Source organism: Prauserella muralis (genome assembly GCF_003202285.1).
Taxonomy (GTDB): domain Bacteria; phylum Actinomycetota; class Actinomycetes; order Mycobacteriales; family Pseudonocardiaceae; genus Prauserella_B; species Prauserella_B muralis.
This window is the reverse complement of the sequence record NZ_MASW01000009.1, coordinates 63,506-77,617: the sequence shown is the minus strand read 5'-3', so window position 1 is coordinate 77,617 and position 14,112 is coordinate 63,506. Positions and strand designations below refer to the sequence as shown.

General features: G+C 66.1%; 18 protein-coding genes. 11 read left to right on the top strand and 7 right to left on the bottom strand.

The features are described from left to right. Positions 1 to 30: 30 nt before the first annotated feature. The 5 genes from BAY60_RS35355 to BAY60_RS37445 all read right to left on the bottom strand — a co-directional run bounded on the left by BAY60_RS35355 (position 31) and on the right by BAY60_RS37445 (position 3,520). Complete coding sequence (locus tag BAY60_RS35355; RefSeq protein WP_211330571.1) at positions 31 to 915, bottom strand: IS3 family transposase; 885 nt, start codon at positions 913 to 915, stop codon at positions 31 to 33. Then, the gene (locus tag BAY60_RS37685) at positions 912 to 1,202 is read right to left on the bottom strand and encodes a transposase (protein ID WP_211330570.1); all 291 of its coding nucleotides are present in this window, start codon (positions 1,200 to 1,202) and stop codon (positions 912 to 914) included. The genes BAY60_RS35355 and BAY60_RS37685 overlap by 4 nt, the downstream gene beginning before the upstream one ends. 290 nt (positions 1,203 to 1,492) lie before the next feature. Next, the gene (locus BAY60_RS35350) at positions 1,493 to 1,732 is read right to left on the bottom strand and encodes a DUF397 domain-containing protein (RefSeq protein WP_043829889.1); all 240 of its coding nucleotides are present in this window, start codon (positions 1,730 to 1,732) and stop codon (positions 1,493 to 1,495) included. Positions 1,733 to 1,772: 40 nt separating this feature from the next. Then, positions 1,773 to 2,636 (bottom strand): helix-turn-helix domain-containing protein, encoded by an 864-nt coding sequence (locus tag BAY60_RS35345; protein ID WP_228708111.1) that lies wholly within the window; start codon positions 2,634 to 2,636, stop codon positions 1,773 to 1,775. Positions 2,637 to 3,349: 713 nt separating this feature from the next. Beyond that, positions 3,350 to 3,520 carry a hypothetical protein gene (locus BAY60_RS37445; protein ID WP_157376276.1) on the bottom strand — a complete coding sequence of 57 codons (171 nt, stop codon included), beginning with the start codon at positions 3,518 to 3,520 and terminating at the stop codon, positions 3,350 to 3,352. A gap of 261 nt (positions 3,521 to 3,781) precedes the next feature. Between BAY60_RS37445 and BAY60_RS35335 the strand changes: the two genes are divergently transcribed. Further along, entirely contained in the window at positions 3,782 to 4,852 is a 1,071-nt protein-coding gene (locus tag BAY60_RS35335) for a sigma-70 family RNA polymerase sigma factor (RefSeq protein ID WP_228708112.1), read from the top strand. Between the two features lie 46 nt (positions 4,853 to 4,898). On the opposite strand, the gene BAY60_RS35330 is transcribed toward BAY60_RS35335, so the two are convergent. Together BAY60_RS35330 and BAY60_RS35325 are read right to left on the bottom strand one after the other, a co-directional pair. After that, positions 4,899 to 5,171 carry a hypothetical protein gene (locus BAY60_RS35330; protein WP_043829885.1) on the bottom strand — a complete coding sequence of 91 codons (273 nt, stop codon included), beginning with the start codon at positions 5,169 to 5,171 and terminating at the stop codon, positions 4,899 to 4,901. 169 nt (positions 5,172 to 5,340) lie between these two features. Continuing rightward, a complete protein-coding gene (locus tag BAY60_RS35325; protein WP_043829884.1) occupies positions 5,341 to 5,988 on the bottom strand; it encodes a prepilin peptidase in 648 nt (215 codons plus the stop codon). A 520-nt stretch (positions 5,989 to 6,508) separates the two neighbouring features. Here BAY60_RS35325 and BAY60_RS35320 point away from each other — a divergent pair. The 10 genes from BAY60_RS35320 (at position 6,509) to BAY60_RS35275 (ending at position 14,068) form a co-directional block, all read left to right on the top strand. Then, positions 6,509 to 6,865, top strand: coding sequence for a hypothetical protein (locus BAY60_RS35320; protein ID WP_225949945.1), 357 nt, complete (start codon positions 6,509 to 6,511; stop codon positions 6,863 to 6,865). Between the two features lie 14 nt (positions 6,866 to 6,879). Next, positions 6,880 to 7,908 (top strand): hypothetical protein, encoded by a 1,029-nt coding sequence (locus tag BAY60_RS35315; protein WP_043829882.1) that lies wholly within the window; start codon positions 6,880 to 6,882, stop codon positions 7,906 to 7,908. 120 nt (positions 7,909 to 8,028) lie between these two features. Beyond that, positions 8,029 to 8,742: an SAF domain-containing protein gene (locus tag BAY60_RS35310; protein WP_063697560.1), complete on the top strand. Its 714-nt coding sequence runs from the start codon at positions 8,029 to 8,031 to the stop codon at positions 8,740 to 8,742. Further along, positions 8,742 to 9,584: a CpaE/TadZ family protein gene (locus BAY60_RS35305; protein WP_051171899.1), complete on the top strand. Its 843-nt coding sequence runs from the start codon at positions 8,742 to 8,744 to the stop codon at positions 9,582 to 9,584. Before BAY60_RS35310 ends, BAY60_RS35305 begins: the two co-directional genes overlap by 1 nt. Next, positions 9,581 to 11,032 carry a TadA family conjugal transfer-associated ATPase gene (locus BAY60_RS35300; RefSeq protein WP_112285681.1) on the top strand — a complete coding sequence of 484 codons (1,452 nt, stop codon included), beginning with the start codon at positions 9,581 to 9,583 and terminating at the stop codon, positions 11,030 to 11,032. The genes BAY60_RS35305 and BAY60_RS35300 overlap by 4 nt, the downstream gene beginning before the upstream one ends. After that, positions 11,029 to 11,952 (top strand): type II secretion system F family protein, encoded by a 924-nt coding sequence (locus BAY60_RS35295; RefSeq protein WP_081684766.1) that lies wholly within the window; start codon positions 11,029 to 11,031, stop codon positions 11,950 to 11,952. Before BAY60_RS35300 ends, BAY60_RS35295 begins: the two co-directional genes overlap by 4 nt. After that, positions 11,949 to 12,842 (top strand): type II secretion system F family protein, encoded by an 894-nt coding sequence (locus tag BAY60_RS35290; RefSeq protein WP_043829877.1) that lies wholly within the window; start codon positions 11,949 to 11,951, stop codon positions 12,840 to 12,842. Before BAY60_RS35295 ends, BAY60_RS35290 begins: the two co-directional genes overlap by 4 nt. Positions 12,843 to 12,892: 50 nt before the next feature. Next, positions 12,893 to 13,078 carry a hypothetical protein gene (locus BAY60_RS35285; protein ID WP_043829874.1) on the top strand — a complete coding sequence of 62 codons (186 nt, stop codon included), beginning with the start codon at positions 12,893 to 12,895 and terminating at the stop codon, positions 13,076 to 13,078. Positions 13,079 to 13,091: 13 nt separating this feature from the next. After that, the gene (locus BAY60_RS35280; protein WP_225950557.1) at positions 13,092 to 13,574 is read left to right on the top strand and encodes a TadE/TadG family type IV pilus assembly protein; all 483 of its coding nucleotides are present in this window, start codon (positions 13,092 to 13,094) and stop codon (positions 13,572 to 13,574) included. Further along, positions 13,571 to 14,068, top strand: a complete 498-nt coding sequence (locus BAY60_RS35275) for a TadE/TadG family type IV pilus assembly protein (protein ID WP_063697548.1) — start codon at positions 13,571 to 13,573, stop codon at positions 14,066 to 14,068. The genes BAY60_RS35280 and BAY60_RS35275 overlap by 4 nt, the downstream gene beginning before the upstream one ends. Positions 14,069 to 14,112 lie beyond the last annotated feature (44 nt).

Here is a 14,112-nt window from a genome sequence, read left to right as displayed (position 1 = left end):
TGGAGTGTTCCCGCTTTTGTGGACGCGGGTTTAGGCCGCGATTTGGCTGATTTCTCTGAACCCTAGTTGGTATTCTTGGGGTGTCAAGTATCCGAGTGTCGAGTGTCGTCGTTGTGTGTTGTAGTAGTTTTCGATCCAGTCGAATGTTTCCTTGTTGAGGTGCGTGATCGTCGGCCAGGGGCGGGTGTGTATGAGTTCTTTCTTGTAGGTCGCGAAAAATGATTCCGAGACGGCGTTATCGAAGCAGGTTCCGGTGCGGCCGAGTGAACGGCGGATACCGTTGTTCACGCAGTATTCGGCGAAGATTGCGGCGGTGTATTGGGTGCCGCGGTCGCTGTGGAAGATGACCTCGTTGCCGGGGCGGCGGCGAGCGAGGGCCATGTCGAGGGCTGCGGTGACCAGTTCGGTGCGCAGGTGCCCGGCGAGGGCCCAGCCCACGACGGCGCGGGAGTGCAGGTCGATCACCGTGGCCAGATACGCCCAGCCGTCCCAGGTCCTGACGTAGGTGATATCCCCGCACCACCGACGGTCCGGGGCCGTGGCGGTGAAGTCCTGGCCGATCAGGTCCGGTGCCGAGACCGGTGCCTGACCTGGGGTGGTGGTGCGTTTCCAGGGCTTGGGGTGTCGTCCTTGCAGGCCGGCGTCGCGCATGAGACGCCAGACCCGCTTCGGTGAGGCCTGGTGCCCGAGCGTGACGAGCTCGGCGTGCACGCGCCGCACACCAGGGTTGCCGCGCAGCCGCTCATGGACCTGCTTGATGACGGCGAGCAGACCGGTGTCGGCGCGTTCCCGCGCGCTCGGGGAGCGGCCGCGCCAGGCGTAGTAGCCCGAGCGGGACACACCCAGCTCACGGCACATGAACTCGACCGGGAAGTCGTCGGTGCCCGCCCAGTCCGCGATCGCAGCGAATTTCACTGCTTGTCTTTCGCGAACCAGGTCGCTACTTTTTTTGCGAACTCGACCTGCATCTTCAGCTCGGCGTTCTCCGCCCGCAACCGCTCCAGCTCGGCGCGTTCGGAATCCTCCAGAGCTTTGTCCACCGAGTCGTCGGACTCCCTGGCCTTCTTCACCCATTTCCCTAACGTCATCTCGTGCACACCGATATTACGTGCGACCTCGACAATAGGCCGATGGTCATCGATGACGAAAGCTACCGCCTGTGCCTTGTACTCCTCGGTAAATCGACGGCGTGTTGAACCCATCCCTGTGCCTCCCGAAGGACCGGGCGACCCTCACCCCCGTGTCCACCGAACCGGGAACGGTCCAACCCGTCGTTGGTCATCGTGGCGTCCGCTCCCGACATCGGTCGGCACCACATGGCCGTGACCGCACTCGTAGTACCCGCAGACGATCCGATACCGGTGACACTGGTGGCTGCCAATTGGGAAGGTCACCGCGGGCCGCGAGGACATACACCGGACCGGCGGGTCACAACTAACCGGAAAAACCGAAGAGCAGCAGGCGCTGGTTTGCGGATCGCCGCCCGGCCGCCCTACTGGGATTTCGGCAGCCTGAACTTCCCGGCCTCGACTCCGCCGATGAACGCCTCCCATTCGCCCTGGTCGAAGACCAGGACGTACCCCTCTGGGTTCTGGCTGTCCCGCAAACCGACCGCGTTGCTGCTGAAGGACACCTCGACACACTGGTTGTCTGGCGGGTTACTCAGGGGCGACTTGTGCCATACGGCAAAGTTGGTGTCGAGGTGACGCTTGTGGGCATCTTGGATGTTCATCTGCTCCCTCGTACCCTTCCGATCTCAAGCCATATTCCAGCTACAACGACGAGGCGATGCCGAGCAATGCCCGCCGCGTCTGCTCGGGCCCGCTCGCTGCCGCCTTCTGGTGGTCCCAGAGAGTCAGATACCGCGCCGTCCGCTTGCTGTTGTCGACGTACTCGCCACCGTCATGCTGCTCAAGGTAGATGATGTCAACCGCGGGCTTCGTGTCATAGCCGAAGATCGTGTAGTCGTGTCCTTGGCCCATGTAGTAGCCAACGCCGAACGGCACGACTTGCAGCTCGACGTTCGGCCGGTCGATGGTCTCCACAAGCCGCTTAATCTGGGCCTTCATGACCGGACCACCCTCAGTCCTACGCAGCGCCGCCTCGTCGATGATGAACCAGAACTGCTGGTCGGCGTTCTCAAGTACACGCTGCCGAGCCAGTCGGTTGGCGGCGTACTTGTCGATCTCGTCGGCTGTCAGCGAGGGCCGCCATGCTCGGGCGTTCCTGCGCATGTAGTCCTCAGTCTGCAGCAGTCCTGGGATCACCAGAGCTTGGTAGGAGAAGTACCGGTTGCAACTCGGCTCCATGTCGACCAGCAACCGCAGGTACTGCCGGAACCTCGTGCTGAAGGCCCCGCGCTTCGTACGTCGGTTGCTCTCGGACTGAAGATCTCGCGTGTAGGCCCGGTCAGCCTCGTTGGCGGCATAGCGGTCGAGCAACGCATTCAGCTCGATCAGCTTGATCCCGCTCCCACCCTCGATGTGCGCGATCTTCTGCTGGGTGCATCCGAGGACGGCCGCCGCATCCTCCTGCGTGACCTCGGCGAGTTCCCGCAGCCGGGCCAGCTGATTGCCGAGGACGACCTTCATAACCGCCGGCGGCAACTGCAAGTGCTGCGTCACGGATTCCTTCACCTCCACAGAATGTCCGGTTGCGGAGCGTATCCACAATTCACCCATTCGGCCAGCTGGATAATCGGAGTACACAAGTTAATATCTAGATGCAACCTAGCCAGGTTACCAGGTAGCGAAGGGGTGCGGAGCGATGAGTACACAAGCTAACATCGCCGCTGCGACGGCCGCGGTTGCCCCCAGTGCCGTAGAAGCCCCCACGATGTCGTGGGGGTCTGGGTTGGCGATCGCAGCGGCACTCCTTCTCATGGTGGGCTGCGTGGCCGGAGCGGTGCCGGCTGGTGGTACTTCGGCGAGCAACGTCGGATCCGGCAGTGCTGCGAACAAGTCCCACCGAGCCGAGCCCCGAGGCACCGCAGACGACGCAAGCCGCCCTCGCCTCCCAGGGCGTCGACCTTCGCGTTGCCCGGCCACGCAGCCCCCCGGCACGCCGAGTGACTTTCTGACTCGACGGCTTACCGCCCACCAACGCTCACACGCCAAGCAGTCCTAGGACGCAGTGCAACCCGCGTTGCCTGACCTCCTGCCCAATTCAGAGGAGGTGGCTCGCCGTGACAACGTCGACCACTGGTGGTCCAGCTACACGCTCGGATTCGACTCCCGAGGAACGGTGCACCTTCTATCGCAACAAGTGTCGGCTTCCAGCCGTTGTCGATCCCGCGACGCAGCGCATCCTTTTGCCTGTCGGCGGACTCGTTGGCGCGATCACGATGCCGCTACACCTTGGTCGGCGTGTGCTCGCCGGCCTGCGGATCCGGATGCTGGCAGGCCCGGTCGTCGAACGGCCCCACATCCAGCGTTGGACCTTCATCACCGGCCCCGGCCACGACCTTGACGAAGTCGTCTCCGCTGATCTGCTCCGGCTCGGAGCATCGGTTGCTGCGCAAGGAGACAACCTCGTTCTGCCGACCCCCGAGGACGAAAGAATCGGACTGTGGCGCTGGGAGTGCGTCCCGCAGGCATCAGGTGGCGTCCCGCCGCAGTCTGCCGTGATCGCTACCACGAGAGCGATGGCGACTTCGACCGTGCAGTGACTGATCTGCTTGTCCTGCAGCAACCAAGAATTCCGGTGGTCCGGCCCAGACCCCCGACGTGGATCGGGCCACCGGTTCCCAACCCTCTCCCTGTATGCGAATCGAGGTGCACAGGTGGTTACTTGTCTGATCGATCGTCATAGCGAGCCGGATGGTTGGCGTTACCGTCTTCGACATACACCGAGCGTTCACTCGGGTGACCAGGGTGCTCGGCAAGCGGGACCCCAGGTCGTTAACTTGCGTGTTTTGGATTGCTTGCCGCCGCAAACAGAGGTTGATCTCCTTCCCGATACGAATAGGAAGGACGGCGAAGCATCCGCTACTACGCAGCTCGGCAACGGTGACGACCATCGGGACCCACAGTTGCTTGATGCTGTCCGGGGAGGAAACGTTGCGGCTTACGGCGAACTGTACAAGCTTCATGTCGGCGCGGCTCGCAACCTGGCTCGCCAGCTTGCCCAGTCGATGCCCGAGCGCGACGATCTGGTTTCAGAGGCATTCAGCAAGGTCCTCTACACGCTTCTCGGGGGCCGAGGGCCGGATTCAGCTTTCCGTGCCTACCTGTTCACGGCGTTGCGCCACACGGCATACGACAAGACGCGCAAGGCCCGGAAGGTGGAGCTGACCGAGGATGTAGAGATGACGGTGGGCCCAGTACAACTCAGCGTGCCGGACAGCAACCGGGTAATGGCCGGGTTCGAAAAGGATCTTGCAGCGGATGCGTTCAATCGGCTACCAGAACGATGGCAGACAGTGCTCTGGTTAACCGAGATTGAGGGTAAGACACCAGCTGAAGTGGCTTCCCGCCTTGGCCTGACAGCCAACGGTGTTTCGGCATTGGCATATCGGGCACGTGAAGGGCTTCGCCAGGCTTATCTACAAGCACACCTGGCAGAGCCCACGCTCCTCAGCTGCCATCCCACGGTCAGACGGCTTGGTGCCTGGACTCGGAACGGCCTGTCAAAGCGGGAGACTCAGCAGGTTCGTGAGCACCTCGCAAGGTGCGGCTCCTGCTGCCAGCAGTCGGTCGAGCTCTCCGAGATAAATACTGCCTTTCGCAGTCGAGCTGTAGCGTCAACCTCCCATTCCCGGCCCGCTGGGGCGATCCGACAGTCCAGAAGCGGGCAGATGCCATTGTCAAGGCAAGTCTCGTGCAGTTCGACTACCGCAAAGCTAGCGAGCTAGACGTATTGAGCAGGAACGGTACTGGGGGCAGCAGAGGAACGAGGTGTCAGCTCGTGCGCCGCGGCTGACTCCCGACGAGAAACAGATGATCATCGAGCTGCACCTGATCAAAGGTCGGCGGCCGGTAGCCGATGAACACCGCCATCGCCCGGCAAGTCGGCCGTACCCGTACGGCCGTGGAGAACACAGTTGAGCAGGCCGGCATTGCCCGGCATAGCAAGCCTTGGCTGACCACGAGGGAGAAGAAGCGCACTCTTGCGCTCTCCCAGACACGGACTGGCATCCGCTGGACCTCCACTGTAGAGATCAGCAAGATCACGGGACGTTACGAACATCTCCTCGTGGGAGGTTGCGCGGAGGACCGTTCAGAGACTACAGACTGGCGGCACCGCGACCGGCGGCCAGGATCAAGCTCGCGGCAGGTGTCGAGGTGTGCGCCCGCACCTCGGTGCACCAAGAGCGACATTCTGGTCGTGCCCTGGAGGGCGTCACATCAGCGGCTGGATGAGGAGCGCAGTGATCGCCCCGACAACAAGGAACGGGCCGAGGGCGACGTCGTTGCTCGGTTTCACTTGTCGTCGAGTGGCGCGGAGCGCGACAAGTGCTAAGGCCGCAGCGAGCCAGCCGAGCAGCGTCCCCGAAAGAACGGTCGACCACCCACTCCAGCCCAGTGCGAGGCCCAGTAGACCACCGAGCCGGAGATCGCCGCCGCCAAGTTGGCCGGGTCGAAGGAAGTAGAGCGTTCCGTAGAACGCGAGGAGCGTGAGCATGCCGGCTGCGGAGCGGATGAGCGGGTACGCGTCGCGGTTGATTACGGCGGCCAGGCCGAAGAGTGCGGCCAGGACGAGTCCGCTGGGCCAGATCAGCTTGGTGGGCAACTGGCGGAAATTCCAGTCCACCGCGGCGAGCAGGACACCGATACCGGCAAGCCACGAGTATGCGAACAGGTCAGGTTTCGCGCCTATGCGCCAGGCCAGTCCTGAGAACATCAGCGCGGTGACCACCTCCAGCAGGGCCGGCGGCGCCAGCCGCTCGCTCTCTGACGGGAGGATCGAGCCCCGCTGAACGCCGATACGTAGGGCGCTGGCAACGATGAGTCCAACGAGGCCCCAAGCAGCGATGCTGGCCGCGGTCACCGTGGAGCTCGTGTCGTTCGCTGGCGGTTCGCGGGAGTGACAGAACTCGACATGGTGTAGCCCCCGTAGGCCCCCCTGAATACGGCTGTCCGATGTCGCGAAACTACTAGTCAACGACAGTTGGACAGGCCGTCATTAGCCCGTTTGGGTGGATCTTGCTCGATTGTCCCTGTTCCGACACCTGTGTCCCTTCATAGGGACATTGCAGTCTCCTAGGGGGCGCCAGTAGATGTGGTGTGTACCACAGTAGGTCGAAAGAACTTTTCGCGGATCTGAGGGGGTACATGTGGTCGGGGGCAATGTAGACGGCCGCAACGGTCGGCGCAGGGTGGGACTGGCTCTTGTTGGACTCGTTGCGCTGACGTTGGCGGCCTGTAATTCGAACTCGTCTTCGGCGCCTGAGGGCACGGCTGGGGCGGTAATGCCGCCGTCAACGACCAGCGCTCCGCCGTCGTCGGTTTCTCCTGCGGACGCCGCGCGTCAGGAGGCGACGGCTGCCTACACGGGTATGTGGCGGCAGATGGCCAAGGCGGGCGAGACCGCGGATTGGCAGTCGTCCAAGCTTGCGAAATATGCGACCGGTGACGCGCTCGGGGTGATCAACCGGAGCCTGTACACCGATCACCTCAACGGTGTGGTGTCCAAGGGAGCGCCGACGAACAACCCTCAAGTATCCAGCGTGGAACCCACTGCGAATCCGACCACAGTCATGATCTCGGACTGCAGTGACAGCTCGAACTGGCTGAAGTACAAGGACGGCCAGTTGGTCAACGACACACCGGGCGGACAGCGCTCGATCACCGCGGAAGTCAAGAAGCAGCAGGACGGCACGTGGAGGGTCACCCGCTTCGCCGTGGAGGGGGTGGGCTCGTGTTGAAACGTTCAGGAGTTGTGATCGGTCTGTCCGCGGCCGTGCTGGTAGCGAGCGCACTGCCCGCGCTCGGAGACGACGGGTACGGGTTCACCGACTGCACCCAGTACCCCAACCCTGGTTGCGAACTCGGCGCAGGCAAGAATCCCCGACCTGGAACCGGCAACCAGGGCAACGGAAACAACAAGCCCAGCAACCCTGAACAGACCAACCCTGGCACCGGACAGGCCAACGCTAACGGGGACACGATCATTGGCGGCATTACCAACCTGGCCCAATGCGGCTACGAACGCACCAGCTACCAGGACCCACCTCCAGGAAGCGCGCAGCCGGCAGCCTTCCATGTGCCGCCCAAATCCCGCGCGGTCACCGCGGTGCCCGCTGCCTACCGGCCGCCGCAGGGTGAGCTCATCACCGCGCAGTTCGCGGTCGCGCAGCCGCGGTTTGCGCAAGCCCAGCCGCCGTCGGGTGCCTGGTACGTCTACAAGTGCACCGGGCCCGGTTTCCAAGATGCGCTGTACCGGCCGCCGGTCTGGATCGCCGACGGCCAGCCAGGCGGCTCGGCGCCGCTGCCATCACCTGCCGAACTCGCTGCACAGGCGCGGAACCAGCTGCGGTTGCCGGCCCCGAAGATCAAGGCGAACCCGGCCGGCGACCAACTCGTCAACCTGCCGACCTGGTTGTGGCTGGACCGCAGCAGCTGGGACGATGTCTCGGCCACCGCGTCCGTGCCGGGCGTGTCGGTGACCGCGGTCGCGAGGCCGACCTCGGTGACGTGGTCGATGGGTGACGGCGGCTCGGTGACCTGTAGCGGCCCTGGCTCGCCTTTCCCCGCTGCTGGTGATCCGAAGAGCGCCTCACCGGATTGCGGCTACACGTACAAGACGTCCTCGGCCGGGCAGCGCGCCGACGCGTTCCCGGTGGCCGCCACGGCGAACTGGACTGTGACCTGGTCGGGCGCGGGCCAGGGCGGCACGTTCCCGAACATGACGACCTCGGCGTCGGTGACGTTCCGCGTAGCGGAGAGCCAGGGAATCGCGACCGGCTGAACCGAAGCCTCCCGCCTCACGAGGGCGGGCGTGCACAACGAAACAACCCTGTTAAGAGCAAGGCACGTCGAACACCCGATTGACGCGTCGCGATGGCGTTATGCCTGAAGGAGGTCGGTGGTGACCACTACCGCAGGTTCGACCGGCACGGACACGACGGCGCAGAAACAGGCGACGCCGAACGCGTGGGCTGGCCGTGATGGCAAGACTCCTTCGCGCTTGAGCGGTAGCGGTCGGCGCCGCAGCGTGCCCTACCTGTTGCTCGGCGTCCTGCTGGTTCTGGTGTGCGCCGCCGGAGGTGTGTTCGCTGGAATGCAGTTGGGCAACCGGGAAAGCGTTCTCGCCTTGGCCCGTCCCGTCGCTGTAGGCCAGATCCTGACCCCGCAGGATCTCAAGCAGATCAGCATGGCGGCGGACTCCGGTATGGACGTGATGTCCGCATCGTCTGCGTCCACAGTGGTGGGACAGCCGGTCGCGTTCAGTCTGCCTGCCGGTTCGCTCGTGACTCAATCTGTCCTCGGTGCACCGCAGATTCCCGCGCAGGGTAGGGCAATTGCCGCTGTCGGGCTCAAGCCGGGCCAGTTCCCGCCGGATCTGTCGCCCGGTACCACCGTCGCGGTGCTCACCACACCAGAGCAGGGCACGACGACGGGAACGTCGACCGAGTCCGGGCAGACGTCGTCGTGGAACGCGGTGGTGACAGGTATAGCCACGCGTGAGGCCGAGCAGACCACAGTGGTGTCCCTGCAATTGTCCGAATCTGATGCTCGTGCGTTGGCTTCGGCTCCTGCGGGGCAACTGAGTCTGGTCGCGATCGCGGGAGGGGACCGCTGATGCTCATTGCCGTCTGTTCGCTCAAAGGATCGCCCGGCGCGACCACCTTGGCGACCGCGCTCGGCGCTTGGTGGCCGGGGCAGGAAAACCCGATCGTGGTCGAAGCCGACCCAGCTGGCGGTGACCTGATGGCCCGCTTCCGGCTGCCAGACACACCGGGCCTGGTGAGCTTGGCCGCCGCGGCACGAGGCCGTGGCGCAGCGGCCTCGACTCTGCTCGCCCAGCACACCCAGCTTCTCCCCGGTGGCCTGCGGGTGGTGGTCGGCCCGGTAGGTGCCGAACAAGCTCGCGCCGCCCTGGCGGTGCTGGCCTCGGGGCTGCCCTCGCCGCTACGGCAGACCGCCGACCAGCCGGAGACCACGGTCATCGCCGACTGTGGGCGGGTCGATCCGGACTCGCCCGTGTTCCCGATCATCCGCAGCGCGGATGCGATGCTGCTGGTCGCCCGCCCTCATGACGACGAGCTCGCGCACGTCGCGCTCAAGCTGCAGGCCGCCCAGCAGTGGTCGCGCCGCCCGTGCTTCGTCCTGGTCGGCGACGGCTACCCGACTGCGGAGGTCTCCCAGGCCCTGCGCATCCCGGTGATGGGGCGCGTGCCGCGGGATAACAGGGGCGCCGCCGCGCTGTGCGGCCAGGGCACCGGTCGACGTGGGCCGGACAAGTCCGCGCTCGGCCGCGCCGCCGCCAAGATCGCGCTCAACATTCACGCGCACTGGCGTGTGCCGGCCGGGAGTAACGGCACTCGTGCACCGCACCTGCGGGTGGCTGTTCCGGGTGAGCCGGTCTCGAGTGCGGCACTGCAACCGCTTGGGCCGCAGACCGGTAACGGAGCGACGTCATGACGCGGCCTGCCCTCGGCGACCCGCGCCTTACCATTTCAAACAACGGCACTGGCTCGAACCCGGTCGCTGCCCAGCCTCTGCCTGGACCGGCGGAGCTGCCTCACCGGCCCCCGGGTGAGGCAGCCGCGGTGGAGCGGCTGCGGCAGCACCTGCGCGACGAGTTGTCCATCCAGCTCAGTCAGCGCATCCGGGCCGACGAGACAGCGGGCCGCCCGCCGATGGACGCCCAGCAACGACGCCGGTTGGCCGAGGCGATCCTGACCGACGCGGCCGAGGCGCACGCGCGGGCTGAACTTCGCAACTCCGCCACCGGGGGGATGCTGGTGGCGCCCGAGGTCGAGCAGCGGCTGATCCGTCAGGTCCTCGACGAGGTCTTCGGTCTGGCCGGTCTGGAACCGCTGCTGGCCGACAGCGACATCGAGAACATCAACATCAACGGTGACCGCATTTTCGTCAAGTACGCCGACGGCCGACGCAACCGTTTGCCACCGGTCGTCGGCTCGGACACCGAGTTGATCGACCTGATCCGGGACCTGGCCACCCGGTCCGGGCTGGAGGAGCGCCGCTTCGACCGCGGCAGTCCGATCGTGAACTTCCAGCTGCCTGGTGGCGAGCGTGTCTCTGCGGTCATGGCGGTCACCGCGCGGCCGTCGGTGTCGATCCGCCGGCACCGGTTCGCCAAGGTCACCCTCGCCGAGCTGCGCGAGAACGGCACCATAGACGTTGCTCTGGAGAGCTTCCTGAAAGCCCTGGTGCGGGCCAAGCGCAACATCCTGGTCACCGGCGGCACGGCGATCGGCAAGACCACGCTGTTGCGCGGCCTGGCCTCGGCCATCCCGCTGTGGGAGCGACTGATCACGATCGAGGATGTTTTCGAGCTCGGCCTCGGCGAGGACGCCGACGCCCATCCGGACGTGGTGGCGCTGCAGGCTCGTGAACCGAACATCGAGGGCCAGGGCGAGATCTCCCTGTCGGACCTGGTGTGGCAGTCCCTGCGCATGTCGCCGGACCGGGTCATCGTCGGCGAGGTCCGCGGCCCGGAGGTCATTCCGCTGACCAACGCCATGTCCATGGGCAACGACGGCAGCATGGGCACCCTGCACAGCAGCTCCAGCCAGGGCGCGTTTACCAAGCTGGCCGCGTACGCCGTGCAGGGCCCCGAGCGGCTGCCGATGGAAGCGACCAATCTGCTGGTGGCCGCGGCGCTGCACTTCGTGGTGCACCTGGAGAAGCCCCGCGACGATCCCAGCAAGCGCGTGGTGTCCTCCATCCGCGAGGTCGTCGGTGCCGACGGCGCCCAGATCATCAGCAACGAGGTCTGGCGCCCCGGCCCGGACCTGCGCGCTGTCCCTGGTGCGCCGCTGCGTACCGACACCGTCGACGTGCTCGTCGAGGCGGGCTACGACCCGGACCTGTTCGAGCGGCGCGAAGGGTGGTGGACGCCATGACCGCGACTGCCGCTCTATTCGGCCTGCTCGGCGCGGGTGTGGCCGTCGGGGTCCTGCTCATCGTCGCCGGACTGCGCAGTCGACCCGCCCGCGAGGCGTCGCCGTCGCGGCTGAGCTCCTGGCTGGCCGCACGGCACGACCGCACCCAGGTCGGGTGGCTCGTCGTGGCCGTGCTCGCCGGCCTGGCCGTCGGCGCGGTCACCGGCTGGGTGGTCGCCGCCATCCTGACCGTCCTCGCGGTCGTCGGCCTGCCGCGGATTCTCGGCTCCAACGTCGACCACAAGCGCCACCTCGAACGCATCGAGGCGATCGCCGGCTGGACGGAGATGCTGCGCGACACCCTGGTCGCCGCGGCAGGTCTGGAACAGGCCATCCTCGCCACCGCCCCGGCCTGCCCCGAGGCGATCCGCGAGGAGATCACCGAGCTGGCCGTCCGGCTGGAACGCGGCGAACGCCTCGCGCCGTCGCTGCGCCACCTCGCCGACCAGCTCCGCGACCCGACTGCGGACCTGGTGATCTCCGCGCTCGTGCTGGCCGCCGAGCACCAGGCCCGCCAGCTGGCCGACCTGCTCGGCGAGCTCGCCAGCGAGGCGCGCGAGCAGGCGTCGATGCGGATGCGGGTCGAAGCCGGCCGCGCTCGCACTCGAACCAGTGTGCGCGTTATCGTGATTACCACGCTGTCTTTCGCGAGTGGTCTGGTGCTGCTCAACCGCGGCTACCTCGCCCCGTACGACTCCGCGTTCGGCCAGATCATGCTGCTGTTCGTCGGCGCGTTGTTCGCTGCCTCTTTTGCCTGGCTGGCAAGGATTGCGCGGCTGCGGGAGCCGGAGCGCTTCCTCACGGAACTGGCCACGATCCGGCCACACGATGCCGATGTGCACGTCGATGATCTGCTCACCGGGCAGGGAGCGTCGTCATGATCAGCGCGTTGCTGTGGGGCGCCGGGATCGGTGTCGGCTTGTGGGCGCTCGTGGTCTACGTGTTCCCGCCGAGGCCGCCGCTGCGCGCTCTGGTCGACCGGCTGCACGCGACCCCGGCGCCACCGCCGATCCTCACCGCGGACTCCGACGGCTGGGCCCTGCGCGTGGGCCGCCCATTCATCAAACCGTTGGCCGCGCTCGGGTTGCCCCACCGCACGCTGCGCAACGACCTCGCGGTCACCGGCAAGAGCATCGAACACCACCTGGCAGAGAAGGCCACGTTGGCGCTGACCGGGCTGCTGCTGCCGATCCTGATGCACCTCCTGCTCGTCGTGGCCGATGTCGGTCTCGGCTGGGAAATTCCCGCGGTCGCCAGTCTGCTGTTCGCGCTCGGGGGGTTCCTGCTGCCGGACATCAGCGTCCGGCAGGAAGCCGAACGGCGCCGCTCGACCTTCCGGCATGCGCTGTCGGCCTATCTGAACCTGATCCGGGTCCTGCTGGCCGGCGGCGCCGGAGTCGACGGCGCGCTGTCGGACGCGGTGAACATCGGCAAGGGGTGGGCGTTCCAACAGCTGCGCCGTGCGCTGGTCACCGCCAAACTGACCCGCACCACGCCGTGGTCCACCCTCGGTCAGCTCGGCACCGAACTCGACGTGCACCAGCTGTCCGAGCTGGCCGCCTCGGTCAGCCTCGCCGGCACCGAAGGTGCCCGCGTGCGCGCCAGCCTCGCGGCCAAGGCCGCGGCGCTGCGCACGCGCGAGCTCACCGACGCCGAAGGCGAAGCCCAGGCAGCCACCGAACGAATGAGCCTTCCCGTGGTGATGCTGTTCGGCGGATTCCTGATTTTCATCGGGTTCCCTGCACTCGCGAGCGTGCTGGGAGGTCTCTGAGTTCCACAAGAACTGTCCATACCGGACCCCGAACCATAGGGGAGAAGCTGATGTTCACCGAAGTTCAGATGCTCATCGCCCGCATCCGGGCCCAGCTGGAGCGGCTGCGCCACGACGAAGGTGGTTACTCGACCGAAGCGGTCGTGGTCACCGCTTTGCTGGCGGCGCTGGCCATCGCGGTCATCGCGATCATCGTCATCAAGGTCACCCAGAAAGCCAACGGGATCACCCTGTAGGCCGGTGACCACGATGCCTCGACGCCCCAGCCGACCCCGCACGCCGAACATGCGCGAGCGTCCACACCGGACATGCGCGCAGGCGGCGTTGCGCCGACTGCGGACGGATCAACGTGGCGCCGGCACGGTCGAACTCGTCATCGCCACGCCGCTGCTGTTGCTGCTGATCCTGCTGATCGCGCAGTTCGCCCTGTACATGCACGCCACCCACATCGCCCAAGCCGCAGCGTCCGAAGCACTGTCCGCGGCACGGGTGTACGGCGGCAGCTCCGCCGCGGGCAACACCGAGGGGCAACGAATCCTCACGCAACTGGGAAGTGGTCCGTTGCAAGGAACATCGGTCAACGTCCAGCGGGGACCGACCCAGGCATCCGTGACGGTGACCGGGACAGTGATCAACGTGATCCCGTTCGCGACCTTCACGGTTCACGCCGAAGCCGTTGGGCCCGTTGAGAAATTCACCCCGCCGACCGGCACCGGGACGGTGTCACCATGACCGCGGCCCACCGGTTCCCCACGTTCGCACCTTCGGCGTGCGGGCGAATCCGCGCGCTGCGCCGTGACGAACGGGGTTCCACCGCCGCCGAGCTCACTCTACTGACTCCGCTGCTGATCCTGCTGCTGTTGTTCGTCGTGTTCTGCGGCCGGCTCGCCGACACCAAGTTGCGGATCAACGACGTCGCGCACCAAGCCGCCCGTGCCGCCACCCTGGCCCGAACCCCATCGCAAGCCACTGCCAACGCCCAAGCCACAGCCAGCGCAGCACTGGCGTCCGCCGGGATCAGCTGCCAGTCGCTGTCGGTATCCACCGACACCCAGGGACTCAAGCCGGGTTCCACGGTGACCGTCACCGTCTCCTGCAGCGTCGGCCTCGGTGACCTGACCTCGCTCGGTGTGCCCGGCAGTCGGACGTTCCAATCCAGCTTCTCCTCCCCAGTCGATGTGTGGCGCGGCACCTCCCCGAACGCTCAAACGGGAGGTGTGCCATGAGGTTGACCGCATCGCTGCGCCGCCGAACGCGCCGGCTACGCAAG